At 46.3% G+C, this 16725-nt stretch carries 14 protein-coding genes, 1 tRNA gene and 1 rRNA gene; 12 read left to right on the top strand and 4 right to left on the bottom strand.

Annotated features, from left to right (window positions below):
* Window positions 1-31: 31 nt before the first annotated feature.
* From rrf to AB4114_RS29110, 12 genes are all read left to right on the top strand, one after another.
* Window positions 32-148 (top strand): 5S ribosomal RNA (gene rrf / locus AB4114_RS29165).
* 102 nt (window positions 149-250) lie between these two features.
* On the top strand, window positions 251-1456 hold the full coding sequence (locus tag AB4114_RS29160; RefSeq protein ID WP_441991583.1) for a putative glycoside hydrolase: 1206 nt from the start codon (window positions 251-253) through the stop codon (window positions 1454-1456).
* Between the two features lie 151 nt (window positions 1457-1607).
* A complete protein-coding gene (guaB, locus tag AB4114_RS29155; protein ID WP_441991582.1) occupies window positions 1608-3065 on the top strand; it encodes an IMP dehydrogenase in 1458 nt (485 codons plus the stop codon).
* 168 nt (window positions 3066-3233) lie between these two features.
* The gene (locus AB4114_RS29150) at window positions 3234-4604 is read left to right on the top strand and encodes a D-alanyl-D-alanine carboxypeptidase family protein (protein WP_441991581.1); all 1371 of its coding nucleotides are present in this window, start codon (window positions 3234-3236) and stop codon (window positions 4602-4604) included.
* A gap of 119 nt (window positions 4605-4723) precedes the next feature.
* Window positions 4724-5605, top strand: coding sequence for a pyridoxal 5'-phosphate synthase lyase subunit PdxS (gene pdxS, locus AB4114_RS29145; protein WP_056611791.1), 882 nt, complete (start codon window positions 4724-4726; stop codon window positions 5603-5605).
* Window positions 5605-6183, top strand: coding sequence for a pyridoxal 5'-phosphate synthase glutaminase subunit PdxT (pdxT, locus tag AB4114_RS29140; RefSeq protein ID WP_441991580.1), 579 nt, complete (start codon window positions 5605-5607; stop codon window positions 6181-6183). The genes pdxS and pdxT overlap by 1 nt, the downstream gene beginning before the upstream one ends.
* Window positions 6184-6274: 91 nt before the next feature.
* The gene (serS, locus tag AB4114_RS29135; protein WP_441991579.1) at window positions 6275-7555 is read left to right on the top strand and encodes a serine--tRNA ligase; all 1281 of its coding nucleotides are present in this window, start codon (window positions 6275-6277) and stop codon (window positions 7553-7555) included.
* An 83-nt stretch (window positions 7556-7638) separates the two neighbouring features.
* Window positions 7639-7725: transfer RNA gene (locus AB4114_RS29130), tRNA-Ser, on the top strand.
* A gap of 158 nt (window positions 7726-7883) precedes the next feature.
* Entirely contained in the window at window positions 7884-12044 is a 4161-nt protein-coding gene (locus AB4114_RS29125; protein WP_441991578.1) for a choice-of-anchor I family protein, read from the top strand.
* 120 nt (window positions 12045-12164) lie between these two features.
* Window positions 12165-12512 (top strand): hypothetical protein, encoded by a 348-nt coding sequence (locus tag AB4114_RS29120; RefSeq protein WP_441991577.1) that lies wholly within the window; start codon window positions 12165-12167, stop codon window positions 12510-12512.
* Window positions 12513-12532: 20 nt separating this feature from the next.
* The gene (locus AB4114_RS29115) at window positions 12533-12688 is read left to right on the top strand and encodes a hypothetical protein (RefSeq protein WP_200963579.1); all 156 of its coding nucleotides are present in this window, start codon (window positions 12533-12535) and stop codon (window positions 12686-12688) included.
* 19 nt (window positions 12689-12707) lie between these two features.
* Window positions 12708-12881, top strand: coding sequence for a small acid-soluble spore protein P (locus AB4114_RS29110; protein WP_441991576.1), 174 nt, complete (start codon window positions 12708-12710; stop codon window positions 12879-12881).
* Window positions 12882-13136: 255 nt separating this feature from the next.
* Here AB4114_RS29110 and AB4114_RS29105 read toward each other — a convergent pair whose 3' ends face one another.
* The 4 genes from AB4114_RS29105 to AB4114_RS29090 form a co-directional block, all read right to left on the bottom strand.
* Window positions 13137-14300 carry a hypothetical protein gene (locus AB4114_RS29105; RefSeq protein WP_441991575.1) on the bottom strand — a complete coding sequence of 388 codons (1164 nt, stop codon included), beginning with the start codon at window positions 14298-14300 and terminating at the stop codon, window positions 13137-13139.
* Entirely contained in the window at window positions 14300-14776 is a 477-nt protein-coding gene (locus AB4114_RS29100; RefSeq protein WP_441991574.1) for a hypothetical protein, read from the bottom strand. The genes AB4114_RS29105 and AB4114_RS29100 overlap by 1 nt, the downstream gene beginning before the upstream one ends.
* Complete coding sequence (locus AB4114_RS29095; RefSeq protein WP_441991585.1) at window positions 14773-15303, bottom strand: RNA polymerase sigma factor; 531 nt, start codon at window positions 15301-15303, stop codon at window positions 14773-14775. The genes AB4114_RS29100 and AB4114_RS29095 overlap by 4 nt, the downstream gene beginning before the upstream one ends.
* Window positions 15304-15430: 127 nt before the next feature.
* Window positions 15431-16636 (bottom strand): MFS transporter, encoded by a 1206-nt coding sequence (locus tag AB4114_RS29090; RefSeq protein WP_441991573.1) that lies wholly within the window; start codon window positions 16634-16636, stop codon window positions 15431-15433.
* Window positions 16637-16725 lie beyond the last annotated feature (89 nt).

The following is a 16725-nucleotide window of genomic DNA, read 5'->3' as shown; positions in this document are numbered from 1 at the left end:
GTTTTCAAGGCGCAAACAAACGCTTTGACTGTTTGGTGATGATGGCGGAAGGGATCCACGCGTTCCCATCTCGAACACGACCGTTAAGCCTTCCAGCGTCGATGGTACTTGAACCGCAGGGTTCTGGGAGAGTAGAACGTTGCCAAGCAACACTTAAGAGTCTTTCTGGATTTTTTCCAGAAAGACTCTTTTTTTTGTATCTGTAAATAATGCTTTTTTAACCATACTAATCCTACGAGGAGGGATGACGATGAGTTCAACAAGCAGCATGAGATGGATGGGCAGGGTATGTCTTTGTTCGATAGTAACGCTGATGATGAATGGTTGCTCAACGAAAATCGAAGAAGTGAAGGAAGAGGCAAATCCACTTCACTCTTTAAGTCATGTAGGAAGCATGGGCCTTGCGCCTAATCAAGAATCGAAGAAGATTCCGCAGGCTGTAGCTGTAAATCCTTCTTTTTCCATGCCTGCTAAACCGATCGTGAAAGGTATTTATGTATCCGCCTGGTCCTCCGTAGGCATTAAATTCGAGCAATTGATTGAGCTGGTGGAGCATACGGATTTAAACGCGATGGTGATTGATGTTAAGAACGATTCCGGCCAGGTAACCTATCCCTCAACGGTTCCTTTGGTCAATGAAATCGGGGCGAATAGCCACGTCATTATACAAGATATGAAAGCGAAGCTGCAGAGATTGAAGCAGAAGCATATTTATACGATAGCTAGGCTGGTTGTGTTTAAGGATCCTTATTTAAGTAAGAAGAAGAGTATATATGCCATGAAAAACAGGGACGGAAGTGTATGGAAGGACGCAAAGGGAATCGCGTGGGTAGACCCTTTTAAGACAGATGTATGGGACTACAATATTCAAATCGCCAATGAAGTAGCTAATCTGGGTTTTGATGAAATTCAGTTTGATTATGTGAGATTTCCGGAGAATGGTCAGAAAGTGGACCGCGAGGTACTTTTCGATAACCCGCAGAAGCTAAGTAAGGCGCAGGATATCGCAAATTTTCTGCATAGAGCGAAGGAACAGATCGGCAACAAGGCGTATATTTCGGCAGATGTGTTCGGATTAACGACGTCTTTACCTAATGATATGGGTATTGGACAAGATTGGGCGATGATTAGTAAGGAGGTTCATTTCATTTCTCCAATGCTGTACCCTTCACACTATACCAGCGGTATCTATGGCATCAAAAGCCCGGATTTGCAGCCGTATGCGGTTATTCATCAAGCGATTAACGACGCCAAATGGAAAAATCATCAGTTAGCACGTTCCAACAGTCAGGTTGCACAGATCAGGCCTTGGTATCAGGATTTTACGGCAACATGGGTAAAGCCTCATAAAAAGTATGGTGTGATCGATGTAAAGGAGCAGATTAAGGCAGCGAAGGAGCAAGGGATCGAGCAGTTCCTACTCTGGAATCCAAGCAGCACGTACTCCTATCGTTAACGGAATCGACTTATTCGAGGCATGGTGGGAGCTGTCTACTCGTCCTTTTCCTTGACACCAAAAATAGGCTTTTGTTAAGATTGCAATCATACGCAAGGCTAATGAATCAAGCTTTCTTCAGATAGAGGGCTTAAGGAGGACATGGAACGCTGTGAGAGAAGATAAGTTTGGCAAGGAAGGTTTAACGTTTGATGATGTTTTGTTAGTGCCGAGGAAGTCCGAAGTGTTCGGTAAGGAGATCGACGTTTCGACGCAACTGGCGCCTGGTGTGAAATTAAATATCCCGTTCATTAGCTCTGCTATGGATACGGTGACGGAGTCCGCGCTAGCGATTGCTATGGCCCGTGAAGGTGGCATCGGAATTATCCATAAGAATATGCCGATCGAGCTGCAAGCTGAACACGTTGATCGTGTCAAAAGGTCAGAGAGTGGCGTTATCACCAACCCTTTCTCCTTGACGCCTGAACATCACGTTTATGATGCAGAAGAGTTGATGGCGAAATACCGCATTTCAGGGGTACCGATTGTAAATGAAAATAATCGTTTAGTTGGTATTTTGACGAATCGCGACTTGCGCTTTGTACATGATTATTCCATTAAAATTAAAGAAGTGATGACGCAGGAAGGTCTTGTGACAGCACCAGTTGGCACGACACTTCAGCAAGCAGAAGGCATCCTTCAGAAGCATAAAATTGAGAAGTTGCCTTTGGTAGACGAGAATTTTGGTCTTAAAGGGTTAATTACGATTAAAGATATCGAGAAGGCTATTCAATTCCCTAACTCGGCTAAGGACGCTCAAGGGCGTTTACTTGTTGGTGCCGCTGTTGGTGTATCTAAAGACGTGATAGAGAGAGCCGCAGCGCTTGTTACAGCGGGTATTGATGTCATCGTCGTGGATTCTGCACATGGTCACCATATTAACATCGCAGAAACTGTGAAGAAGCTGAGAGCCCAATATCCAGAACTGCCAATCATCGCAGGTAACGTTGCGACAGGCGATGGCACACGCGATTTGATCAAAGCAGGAGCTTCCATGGTGAAAGTGGGGATCGGTCCTGGATCGATCTGTACGACTCGCATTATTGCAGGGATTGGTGTTCCACAAATTACTGCCATTTATGATTGCGCACAAGCAGCGGCCGAGTTTGGTGTTCCGATTATTGCCGATGGTGGGATTAAGTACTCCGGTGATGTGGTTAAAGCAATTGCTGCAGGAGCTAGCGCGGTTATGATCGGTAGTCTTTTTGCAGGGACAGAAGAGAGTCCGGGTGAGTCTGAGATTTTCCAAGGTCGTAGATATAAGGTTTACCGCGGAATGGGCTCCTTAGGTGCGATGAAGGAAGGCAGCAAGGATCGGTACTTCCAAGAGAACGAGAGCAAGCTAGTTCCAGAAGGCATTGAGGGACGTGTGGCTTACAAAGGGCCAATGGCGGATACGGTGTATCAACTGGTTGGGGGACTTCGCTCAGGCATGGGGTATTGTGGCGCACGCAACATTCAAGAACTTATTCATGATACGCAATTTGTTCGTATTACGGGAGCAGGTTTGAAAGAAAGCCATCCGCATGATATTCAAATTACCAAAGAAGCACCAAATTACTCGATGTAGATGAGAGACGTTTAGCTCCGCTAAAAGATCCCTATATCTTGTCACAATATGGATGAAATTGGAGGCGTGGGAGTTGAACCCACGTTTTCTTTTTTTTGTCTAATGGGGTGTGATACAATATAACGTGTCATATGTGTTATCCAAACATTATTTAGGGAGAGTGAAATTGTGAGATTGTTACGTTTTACAAAGAAAAAGGTTGCTTTGGTGTTAGGTATTAGCTTAATTGCTCAATCCTTACTTTTACATATACAGCCAACCTACGCGGCAGATGAGAAAAAGCCTGCGGCTTCTCCATCCCCAGCAGCGGTAACAACTCCTGCACCTAATGCAGGGACTACACCAGCACCAGCTTTGAATGAGCCTCAAGTAGCAGCGAAATCTGCGATAATTATGGAAGCCAGCACAGGATCAGTCCTGTTTCAAATGAATGCAGATGAAGCTTTTCCTCCGGCAAGTATGGCGAAGATGATGACAGAGTATTTGGCGATGGAAAGCATTAAAGAAGGCAAATTCAAATGGGACTCCCCTGTGACAGCCACTAAGAACGCGGCAGACGTCATTGGTTCTGGTCAGTTGATTGCCGAGAATGAAACACTGACATTCAAAGATATGTTCAATGCGATGTCCATTTATTCCGCGAACGATGCTTCTGTCGCTTTTGCTGAGTTGCTCGGCGGTACAGAAGAGAATTTCGCGAAAATGATGAATGACAAAGCGAAACAGCTTGGCATGTCGGATAAGGCGCATTTTATAAGTGCGACAGGACTTTCACGTGCGGATCTCAAGAATCCACCTGCTTCCATTGAAGGTGAGACGAAGATGACAGCTCGCGATGCGGCGATTCTTGCTTATAATATTTTGAAGGACCATAAAGAAATTCTAGAATTTACGAAGATCCCTTCCTTGAAGCTGAGAGCGACAGATAAATCACCCATGATCAACTGGAACTGGATGCTCGAAGGGAATTCAACGAACACTAACTTTAAGAAATATGCGTATGCAGGGTTAGACGGCTTGAAAACCGGCTCTACCGATGATGCTGGCTACTGCTTCACAGGGACCGCAGAACGTAACGGTATGCGTATGATTACAGTTGTTATGGGGACGAAGACGGAACCAGAACGTTTTAATGAAACACGCAAGCTGATGGACTATGCCTTTAATAATTTTGAGATAAAACCGTTCTTGAATGCGAAACAGACGATAGATTCTTTGAAAAGTGTGAACATTAAGAAGGGTGTACAATTGGAAGTACCTCTAGTTACGAAAACAGGTGTAACGTTCGTTGCTAGAAAAGGCGCGAAAGATACGGATTTCAAAGTGACGACAGAGTCTGTTGAAGAAAGCAAGCTAGTAGCTCCAATTGCGAAAGGCGACACGCTAGGGAAAGTCAAAGTAAGCTACAATGGGCAAGAAAAAACAGTAGAACTAATTGCAGATGGCGATGTTGAAAAAGGCAGCTGGATCAGGTTGCTGTTCCGCTCCATTAAAAACTTCTTCAGCGATATGTTCAATGGGATCAAGGGCGGCTCTTAGGCCAGAAAATGGGTTGTATATTACCCCTCCTTCATGTAAAATTGTTGTTTAGAAGTTTATATCGAATCGTGTAGGGAACTACACAGAAATTGCATAGAAGCTATAGGAGGAAATAAAGAATGGAAACTGGAACTTCCCGCGTTAAAACAGGTATGGCCGAAATGCAAAAAGGCGGCGTCATCATGGACGTTATGAACGCCGAGCAAGCTAAAATCGCAGAAGCAGCTGGCGCGTCCGCTGTTATGGCGCTTGAGCGCGTACCCGCTGACATTCGTGCAGCAGGTGGCGTATCCCGCATGGCAGATCCAACAATTGTTGAAGATGTTATGAAAGTTGTATCCATTCCAGTCATGGCGAAAGCAAGAATTGGTCACTTCGTTGAAGCCAAAATTCTTGAATCCCTAGGCGTTGACTATATCGATGAGAGTGAAGTACTTACTCCTGCGGATGAAGTATTCCACATTAACAAGCGTGATTTCACTGTGCCTTTCGTATGTGGTTGCCGTGATCTTGGCGAAGCTTTGCGTCGTATCGGTGAAGGTGCATCCATGCTTCGTACAAAGGGTGAGCCAGGAACTGGTAACATTGTAGAAGCTGTTCGCCACATGCGTACAATTCAAGGTCAAATTCGTAAAGTTCAAAGCATGTCTTTGGACGAGTTGATGTTCGAAGCGAAAACACTTGGCGCTCCTTACGAGTTGCTTCTGCAAGTTCACCAAACAGGGAAATTGCCTGTAGTTAACTTCGCAGCTGGCGGTGTATCCACACCTGCTGATGCAGCGCTTATGATGCACCTTGGTTCTGATGGGGTATTCGTTGGATCTGGTATTTTCAAATCCGATAACCCAGAGAAATTCGCGAAAGCGATTGTTGAAGCTGTAACTCACTACACTGATTTCAAATTGATTGCTGAAATTTCCAAAAACCTAGGTGCCCCTATGAAGGGAATCGAAATTTCCAAGCTTCAAGCTTCCGAGCGTATGCAGGAGCGCGGCTGGTAATGACGAAGATTGGGGTTCTCGCGCTGCAAGGCGCGGTAGCAGAGCATATACGTGGTATTGAAAAAGCGAGAGCCGAAGGTGTCGTTGTTAAACGCTCCGAGCAACTCGCTGAGCTAGATGGCATTATTCTCCCGGGCGGAGAGAGCACGACGATTGGTAAGCTTATGCGCACGTATGGCTTCATCGATGCGTTGCGTGAGTTCTCCGCGGCAGGCAAGCCGGTGTTCGGCACCTGCGCGGGGTTGATTGTCATCGCGAAAGAGATCACCGGACAACCGGAAGCTCATCTCGAGCTGATGGACATTACGGTGGCTCGCAACGCGTTCGGTCGTCAACGCGAAAGCTTTGAGACGGACTTGCCGATCAAAGGCATTGACGAGAACGTTCGCGCGGTATTCATTCGGGCCCCACTCATTGAGAAAGTGGGACCAGATGTGGATGTACTGGCCACGTATGACGGCCAGATCGTAGCCGCGCGGCAAGGGCATCTCCTTGCGGCGTCGTTTCATCCAGAGCTGACGGATGATTTCCGTCTGCACAGTTATTTCTTAGACATGGTAAAGCAAAGCCAAGCATAACCAATGGTTCAAGCACCCCGAGTTAGCCGGATTGCCGGTATGGGTGCTTGCTTCCATATACAAACCATTTTGCGCTAACGGAGGAATCTCCTTGTTTGATGTAAAGTTACTTCGAAGTGATTTAGCAGCTGTACAAGCTGCCATGCAAAACCGCGGCAAGCAGATCGAGGAGCTTAATGGTTTCACAGCATTAGATGTGAAGCGCAGAGAGCTGCTGCAAGAAACGGAACAGCTGAAAAACCGTCGTAATACTGTTTCCCAAGAGGTAGCGGGACGCAAAAGAGCCGGTGAAAACGCGGATGAGCTGATTCAAGAAATGAAAGTGGTCGGAGACCGCATTAAAGAGCTTGATGATGAAATCCGTGTCTTGGACGAGTCCTTACAACAAGTTCTTCTCTCCATTCCGAATATGCCGCATGCCAGCGTTCCTGTAGGCCGTACAGAGGAAGAGAACGTAGAAGTACGCCGAATTGGCGACATTCCTACGTTCGATTTCGAAGTGAAGCCGCACTGGGAAGTTGCACAGGACCTAGGCATTCTGGATTTCGAAGCGGCGGCGAAGGTAACAGGTTCGCGTTTCGTGTTCTACAAAGGGCTTGGAGCTCGCCTAGAGCGCGCACTGATCAACTTCATGATGGACTTGCACAGCGATGAGCATGGCTATGAAGAAATGCTGCCTCCTTATATCGTCAACCGTGAAAGCCTAACAGGTACAGGACAGCTTCCGAAGTTTGAGGAAGATGTGTTCAAGCTGGAGAATTCGGAATATTTCTTGATTCCGACAGCGGAAGTACCGGTCACGAATTATCATCGTGAGGATATTCTAACGAATGAACAGCTGCCGGTTAACTTCGTGGCGTTCAGTGCTTGTTTCCGTTCGGAAGCAGGATCCGCTGGTCGTGATACACGGGGCTTAATCAGACAGCACCAATTCAACAAAATTGAGCTTGTAAAGCTTGTTAAGCCCGAAGACTCCTACGAGGAGTTGGAGAAGCTTACAGGCCATGCTGAGCGCGTTCTACAGCTGTTGAAGCTGCCTTACCGTGTGCTGTCACTCTGCACAGGCGATATTGGCTTCACATCCGCGAAGACGTATGATCTGGAAGTATGGCTGCCTAACAGCGGCGCATACCGCGAGATCTCCAGCTGCTCCAATTTCGAAGACTTCCAAGCGCGCAGAGCGAACATTCGCTTCCGCCGCGATGCGAAGGCGAAGCCGGAGTTCGTGCATACGCTGAATGGATCAGGTTTAGCTCTGGGTCGTACAGTCGCTGCGATTCTTGAAAATTACCAGCAAGCGGATGGTTCGATTATCGTTCCAGACGTGCTTGTACCTTACATGAACAACGTAAAAGTCATCACGAAAAAATAGCACTTGCAACGAGTTGCGATTATGTGCTACAATGCTTTTTGTCACTGCACAAGGTCGTCTCCCTAATCGGAGACGCCTATCGTGGAGAGGTGGTCGAGTGGTTTAAGGCAGCGGTCTTGAAAACCGCCGAGGTCGCAAGGTCTCCGTGGGTTCGAATCCCACCCTCTCCGTAGCCAAGGTAATACCCAACCAAAAAGTCATGCGATTCTTGAAATCGTGTGGCTTTTTTTGTTTTCATTTTGATAGGGCATCCAGGGAGCGACATTTACATAATCTAAATCATATTTTAACAAAAAGTGGGTATTTAGTAGCTGGAGCTTTTCTTATAATGGACGAGATTATCCAATATGAGGAGAGTGAAAACCCTGTGAAGAAGGTTGGAACGAAGGTAGTCTCGGTACTTTTATCCGTGGCAGTCACGATAAGTTCTTTAGCAATAGCCACTCCAGCAAGCGCTGTAGCGATAACACCAGGAACGCCGTATCAAGCGAATGGCACTTACGATGTGACGGTACCGCATGTATTCATCAATCAGGTCTATGGCGGCGGCTTGAAAACGGACACAGGGAATACAGCATCTTCCCATGGATTTATAGAGTTGTACAACCCAACGAGCAGTGATATCAGCTTAACGGGCTGGTCTTTGCAATATGCGGATCGTGGATCATCTGATCTAATAGGGCCAACTGGAGATTGGGATAAATTAGACCTTGTTGGCACGATTAAAGCTAAATCTTCATTCCTCATTCGTGGGGAAGCGACGTTAGCATCTGCACCCAAATTGAATCTTACAACAACTTATGATCAATTATGGAACAATCGTTTTATTAATAATAAAGGCTTAAAAGTTGTTTTGATGAGCAATCAGACGAAGCTTGATATAACCAATAAAAATCCATTCTCAAATGTACCTAAACCGACTGGCTATGTTGATATGATCGGTACAGGAAGTAATGACGGCGATAATATAAATATTCAAACGGACATTGATGGTTTTGAATTTGAATATCCGAGAGGATCTTCAGAAGGTACTTCCAAAAAGATATCTGTCCGTCGCAAAGCACTAACAGATACGGATAATAACAAGCAGGATTTCGGGCAGTTCGGGATTGCAGATTCGACTACGCAGGAATTGGCAGTTAAAGGACCTAAATATGGCGCATTCGGGCAATGGGACAATAATGTGTCCGTGCTTGGATACTCGAATGAAACGTTTCCTATAGCTTATGAGCAAGAAGACTACTCGGTATTGATGAATGTCTATGGAGGGAGAGCTCCATTTACGTTCGCAGCTACAGGATTACCTGCTGGATTAGCTATTAATTCTGTCACGGGTGAAGTCTATGGGAAGCCGACGGAAGTAGTTACTTCTAATGTATACGTAAAAGTGACGGATAGTTTGTTAGCGCAATATGGCCGTTATTTGACGATTAAGGTTGAACCCGCTTCTAACCTATTCAAAGACACGTTGAGCATTACGAAGCTCACTGATTTTAAAGTAGGGATTACGAATAGTAACGGCGGTGTCGCCGAGATTGTTAAATACAATAAGGATAACAATAAGTTCTATCTGGTTAATGGATCAGGGAATCCACCTAGCTTAGATATCGTTCGTTTAGATCTTGTGCAGGGCCTAGTTAAAGAAAAAACGATTAAAGTAAAAGATTTAGTTGAAAATAACGGCTTCCTATACGGTGACCTGACAAGTGTGGATGTGAATACGACCACCAAGAAAGTATCCGTATCTGTGCAAGAGTTAGATTCCAAAAAAGCTGGTAAAATCGTCGTTCTGGATTATGATGGCAACGTAGTGAAAACGTACGACGCAGGTATTCAGCCGGATATGATTAAATCCACAACAGATGGCAGATATATTTTAACTGCGAATGAAGGCGAGCCTCGCACGGCTGGCATAGATCCAGAGGGAAGTATAACTATTGTAGATACGATTATGGATAGCGTGACGCAACTAAGATTTGCCGATCCTTCTGTCATCGATAATAACGTTCATATTCGTGGTGCATCTAACCCTATACAGATTACGGGTGAAGGCACGAAGCAAGACGCAATTTTTGATCTGGAACCTGAGTATATTGCACTTTCGGAAGATAATAGCAAAGCTTATGTATCCTTCCAAGAGAATAACGCGATTGGAACGATTGATTTAGCGACGAAAGCTGTCATCTCGATTAAAGGGCTAGGACTAAAGGATTTGAGCCTTGAGCGTAATTCTTTGGATCTTGTAAAGGACAATGCGATAAAGTTTGAAAATGTCCCGTTCTACGGCATGTACATGCCAGATGGGATTGCAAGCCAAACCATCAATGGTATCCCTTATGTCTTCTCTGCTAATGAGGGAGATGTCACCGAGTGGCCAGGTGTGAGACTCAATGGAAGCACGATTGGCGCGATGAAAGGCAGCTTGGCACCTAATTCACCTGCAGCGCAATTCTTGGCTGGTAAGACGACTTACGACGGCGTAGAAGTAGCTAGTGATATGGGGTCGGATAGTATCTATCTATACGGAGGCCGTTCCTTCTCAATTTGGCAAGCAAACACGATGGCTCAAGTTTATGATAGTGGGAATGAATTTGAGAAAGTGACTGCACAGCGCGTTCCTAACTATTTCAACACGAGTAATAGCAAGACAGCTTTAGATGATCGCAGCTCGAAGAAAGGGCCAGAGCCCGAAGATGTTAAAGTGGGGAAAGTGGGAAGTAGAACACTTGCTTTTGTTGGACTCGAGCGTGTCGGAGGTATTATGACCTATGACGTATCGGATCCAGTGAATGCGAAGTTCGTGAACTATACGAATTCACGTGTGTTTACACCGAAGGACAATCTGAATACAGATACGGGGCCAGAAGGAATCGATTTCATCCCTGCCGCGATCAGCCCGAATGGGAATCCACTGCTTCTAGTTGCAAATGAGGTCGGTGGAACGGTTGCTGTCTATCAGCTTAATGTACAACGGATTAGCGTGGAAAGGTCCTCACTTTCTTTTACCAAGGGAGACGCTGCAAGCAAGCTCACAGCAACAGTGACGACGGCTGCAGGAGATGCTGTTGGCTCAGGTACGATTACTTGGAAATCTTCGAATTCAGCGGTTGCAAAGGTGAGTGCAGAAGGTCTAGTGTCAGCCGTGGATACGGGTAGCGCGGTAATTACAGCTATAAGCCCTGATGGATATGCGACAACGGAAGTACCGGTAACGGTATCTTCTTCCGGCACATCTTCCTCCGGTCCAGGAGCGGGAACTACACAACCTAGCCAACCAACAACCAAGGGAGACACAACGACGATTACAAGCTCAACTGTCAAAGATAGCACAGGTACTTCAACGGCTAATCTTACAGTTGCACAGGTAACGGATGCTTTAAAACAGTTGACCGAATCAGCAGGGAAATCATCTATTCTTGAAATTAAAGCAACTGTAGATGCTGCTTCGAAAGAAGTGGTTATCAAATTGCCTGCGGAATCACTCGTTAAGGTTGCCAATAGCTCCACTACAGCAGTAAGGCTAGACTTAGGTATTGGCTCCGTGAATTTGGATAAAAATGTGCTKACTGCCATCGCCTCTGCCGCGACGACGGGTGAAGTATCCCTGTCTATCGCTAAAGCGGATCTAACCGCGGTCACACAACAAATGTCAGTAAAGGATAGTGATGCGGTTAAAGCGGCTATTGGTGAACGCCCCGTTTTCGATTTCACCATCACAGCCGGTGGAAAAACGGTTTCCACCTTCAACGGAAGTTCAGTTGAGGTTGGAGTACCGTATAAACTAGCGGCTAATGAAGATACGAATGCCATTATAGCCTTTTACATTGCAGACAATGGCGAGCTCGTCAAAGTCTCGAATAGCTACTACGACGCGGCTACAGGTACGCTAGTTTTCAAAGTAAGCCACTTCTCGCAGTATGCGGTTGGTTATGCACCCGTTGCGTTCGGCGATACGTCAGCAAGCTTTGCTAAGAGCTATATCACATACCTAGCGGCTCGTAATATTATCAATGGAACCGCAGAAGGCCAGTTCTCACCAAATGCTCAAATCAATCGTGCCGATTTCACGTTGATGCTGGCTCGTATGGCTGGCGTGAATCTTAGCGCCTACAAATCGTCTATTTTCCGCGATGTGAAGGCGGACAGCTATTATGCCCAGTCTGTCCAATGGGCAGCTGAGAGCGGCCTTACAAGCGGTGTAAGCGAGGGCGTATTCGCACCTGCTGCCAATATCTCACGTGAGCAAATGGTCACGATGATCGCGAGGTTCGCTAAGTTTCAGAAGTTTACCTTGCCGCAAGCGGTGAGCGCTGCACCTTTTGCAGATGGTGCAGAGATTCCTGCCTTCGCCGTAGACGCGGCGAAAGCGTTGCAGCAGGCTGGTATTATTTCCGGGAAATCGGGAAATACATTTGCGCCGAAGGATTTCGCTTCGCGTGAGGAAGCCGCGAAGATGCTGGGTATGCTTCTGCAGCAAATCGTAAAATAAATGATGATGCATTAGCACTTACCCTCGGCACGAATCTGATTCGTGCGGGGGAGTAGGTGTTTTTTTACATGGATAAAACACGGGCGGCTTCCGCATTTTAATCATGTGGAGGTGTTACCTATGAGCAAATCAGATAAGCCTAGCGTAAATCAAGCTGAAATCGTGAAAGAGTGGATGAATGTCATGCCCACTGTTCTGCAGCCCTCTGATCAAACAAGGGTTTGGGCAGATGAAGGCGATGCCGATGCCATCCGCGTGCACATTATGACGGCGGGGCATACCGGCTATTCGTTTGATTTTAAAGTGACGTATGTGGACGCCAGAGAAGTGAAGGTAGAACTAACTGATGTACAGCAAGGAACCACACATATTGACGAACGCAGCGATGTTATACAGTCGCTAGTCGATGATTATGTGCGACATATTCATGAGTGTGCACAGGCTTTGCAGAAGGTCACCCACGCCTAAGTAAGAAGGAGGACACCGTGATGACGAAGCAAAAAAGTCCCGATAAGAATTTGCAAAATGTAGCTAAAGATTTGGATGCCAATCCAGTCAATGCCCATAATGCGCAACAGATCCAGCAGCAGGTCAACGACCACCGCCATCAAGATGCTCTAAATCACGAAGGAACAAATTCGTAAAGGGAGAGGATGAGGAGCTATGTCTAAACCTAAAAACTATTCCGCAGGCGACAATCTTGTTCATAATGGCAATGTAAAAAACCGAAACAACGCGGGTGGCAATCAGGAGCCGTTGTCGGGATCTAAGAAAGTGAAGAACCAGAATCATCACGGCGGGCACGCTGCGGAAGGGCATGGACACGGTGGCGACTAATTTTTTTATAAAAAATGATTAAGATTTTGTAAATGGGTCATACTATTATTGTCGGCAAGCAGAGAGGTGTGGTTCCGTTGGAGCAATTAGCGAAAGGGAAACAACCATTGCAAAGAGGACTTTTCTACCTGTTATAATCAGGCTGGAGGGCGATGTGCTAAAGACACTTACCGTGTTTTATACGCAGATTTAACTTAAGTTTTATTTGTAACAAGGTTCAAGGAAATATCATCAATGCCGACGAAAAAAGAACCCTTAGGGGTTCTTTTTTTCGTTGTCTATGGAGGCGCCCTGTTGCTTACGATTCAGTAGTAACCGAATGCCACCTCCGATGAGGAGCACAGCGACAATGAAGGTCTGGCTGAAGTTGTTGATCAAATACATGTAATTCCGCGAAGCGGGTAGGAACTGATACATAAATTGCACAAAGACGTCGCTGAAGATATAATAGCCGCCGAATACGATGAGAACAGCGCCAATATAGCGTTGGTAGGCTGTCCAATTTTCGACAAGAGGCTTGTCAGTTAAAGTCCCATTTTCATACTTAGAAATACTCTGCAAGGCATCAAAAAAGCTAAAAAACCATAGAATCGGAATCAAAAAGAAGAAAAGGGACAGCCGCAACACATCCAACACGTAAATGGAAAAAAGAAACACAGCCATCAACTGGATACCGCGTTTGGTCATCGATAAGTACAGGTGCGCCGCACCTGGGAAAATGGCGATAATCGTGGCAAGGGTCCGATTTTTGCGTCCATGTTCATCGCGTTGGAAATCTTCAAACATACTGCGATCTACGAGCTCATATCCAGCTTGCTTGCGATCCAACTGCTTCAACGCATCGAACATGGTATAAAACCAGAGCACTGGCAGCGCCAATAGGAAAACGATAAAACCTTGGTTATGCGTCAGAATGGTGATGAAGAACACGAGAATAGCGATTCCGAAGAAGGAGATCATGGCTGTAAGGCCTCTTTGCATTAAACCAAGCCAGAAATGGCCAACGCCTGGAATGAAGGAGAGCATGAGAACTTTAGATCTTTCTTGTCTTCGTGCTAGTTGAACATAATAGGAAGCGGCATCCCCATTCCAAGATGGAACCTCTTGCTCAGATGGATAAGGACCATAATAAGCTGGCATCGGTTGTTGATAGGTTGTTGGAATTGGCATAGGCGCTGGAGCGTTCAATAGGTAGATAATGATATCAACCATATTGAGGATCCACGTGAGCCCAATAGGAATAAGCAGAAAAGCGAATTTGTCGGCATCATGAGACACAATACCTAAAAAAAGTAAGAAACATAGCCCGAAGAATAGGAAGCCATATAATAAACCGCGAACAGTACGATTCATATACAGATGACCCACACCAGGGATGAAAGATAGTAGGAATGCAACAAGATTACTTTTGGTAGGCATTAAGGCTCTAGGCCTCCTTTTTTGTGTTCATTTTGTAAGGTGTCTAACCATGTTAGTGTTTTATGGATAAGGTGATCTGAAATCGGTACTTGAGCTTCAAGTGAGGCAGGCGCTTCCAGAGGAGGAGCGGGCTTGAAGGCACTGAACGTTCCTAATTCCTGTGATATGCCATGGAAAAAGCCAGTCGCCACAAGCACAAGCGTCGCGGCAGCCGCAATCCCATAATGGAACATGGTCGAGCGGTGCCAAGCAGGCTTCATTCCTACCGTTCTGGCTATGATGCCATTCACATAAGCTGTTGTTTGTTCACCGTCCATGTCTGTTATAGCAATTACTTGCTCCACACACTGCATATAGTTGGCTAGACATTCATCACATTGATATAGATGACTTTCCATCTCATCTTGTTCTTGTAACGGCAGGCGCTCCTCCACATACTGCAACCACGCTTGCTGGTTAAAATGACGATCCTTCATCGAAACTCCTCCTCCTTCCAGTGATTTCGCAGCCACATCTTGGCTCTGTATAACTTTGATTCGACCGTTTTGATTGTAATGCCTTGAGCATCGGCAATATCTTGATACGATTGTTGATGAATATAATAGGCCAATAACACATCTTGGTAGTTTGCTGGGATCTGATGGAGCTTGTGACGAACGAATTCCGTCGTTTCTCTGACTAACACTTCCTGCTCCACGCTCTGCTCTGGAGGCTCTGGTCCTGCTGAAGACAGTGCCTCCTCGAATTCGGCGACGCTGTCCTCTTTGCGCCGGCTGGAGGCGCGTTTGAAATCAATAGCCCGATTCACTGCGATGCGCGTCATCCAGGTTTTCAGGCCTTTCTTTTCATACCGAGGGAGAGAGAAGTAAATGCGGGTCCAAACCTCTTGGGACAAGTCTTCGGCGTCCTTCTGATGACGAACAATCGCAGTGATCGTCTGCAAAATATACGGACGATACCTTGCAATTAACTCACGGAAGGCCGCTTCATCGCCTTTTAGAATACGATCAATTAGTAGGTGCTCCTCAATATGCTTCTCCTCCTCTCCGCATGAATAGACGTGTCCAACCGATCTTACCCCTGCACCTTTATGAAAAAAAAGAGCGAATCGTGAGATTCACTCTTTACAATCATTGCGCCATTGTAGATTTGTTTGTCCCCAGAGGTTGTTTCTTAGCGGAGCTTTGAACGAACAGATATGCGAGTAGTGCACTGCCGGCACCGAGGATGCCGAGTACAATAAAGCCCTCATTGAGCGAGAAATAGTCACCGATGATGCCCATAAGGACAGGCCCTACGAACATACCGAGTCCATAAATCGCCTGGAAAAAGCCCATCGCTGTCGCCCGCTTATCCGCAGGCATATGCTTAATGCTCATCCCCATGAGCAGGGTAAACGAAAGTCCACGACCAAAGCCAGCAAATGCCTGTGTAATCATGAGCAGCCAGAGATGATGGGTGAACGGCACCGTAAAGGTGAAGATCCCCATAAGTAGGAAGCCGGCTACAACCATGCGTTTCTCGCCATATTTCATCGCCCAACGCCTTCCACCGAATAAAGAGGCTAGTGCAACAGGCACGTTAGCGAATAAAGAAAGCATGGAGAGCGAGAATTTATCTGCGCCAAGCTGCATCGCATAAACCGGTGTGAAGCCGAACACCGTAGCAAATATCAGCACCTGCGATAGGATAGCGAGCAGAGAAACAAAGAGAAGTGTGCGATCCGTCGCCACGTTTCCGATTCCGCGCATGGTGATTTTGGGCGCGTCTTTCTCTACTTTTTCGATGAGGAAGAAAGAACCGACCATGCCTAACAGTCCAAGCACTGCACCGAGAATGAACACGGATTCCCAACCCAGCTTGTCTGCTGCCCAGCCTGCACTAAGTATGCCCAGCACCTGACCGAGTGAGTTGAAAAAGGAGATCGTACCGATTGCCTTCGTAGACTCTTCATGCTTGTAATAGCTCGTGAATAGTACTGTAAAATCAACCCAAGTCGCTGCGGCTGCCCCTGCAAGTGCTCGGAGGATCAAGATCCACGTAAAATCGTGCGTGAACCACAGACCGAGTCCCGTAATCGCAGTGAAKAGAAGACCGAAGGTGATGAATAGTCTTCTTTTATGAAATCGATCCGACATAATGCCTACAGGGATACGGAGCAGCATCTGCGAGATGCCATACATGCCGACAATCCAGCCAGCCAATTGATGACTTCCCCCGAGGAATTCCACGTAAGGCGCCATGATTGGAACGCTGGTGTACATCGACATCCAGAACAGCATCGTGACCGCACAGAATAGCGGGATGCGATAAGATGAAATAGCGCGAGTTGTCATCGGAGTGAGGACTCCTTTCGAATATGAATCGATAATGGCAATAACAAAGAAAGGGATTGTCAACCTGAGTTGAAATCCCCTATTACGTA

This window comes from Paenibacillus sp. 2RAB27 (assembly GCF_052115445.1).
Classification (GTDB): Bacteria; Bacillota; Bacilli; order Paenibacillales; family NBRC-103111; genus Paenibacillus_E.
Note: the sequence above shows the minus strand (reverse complement) of the source record. Positions and strands in the feature narration are given on the sequence as shown.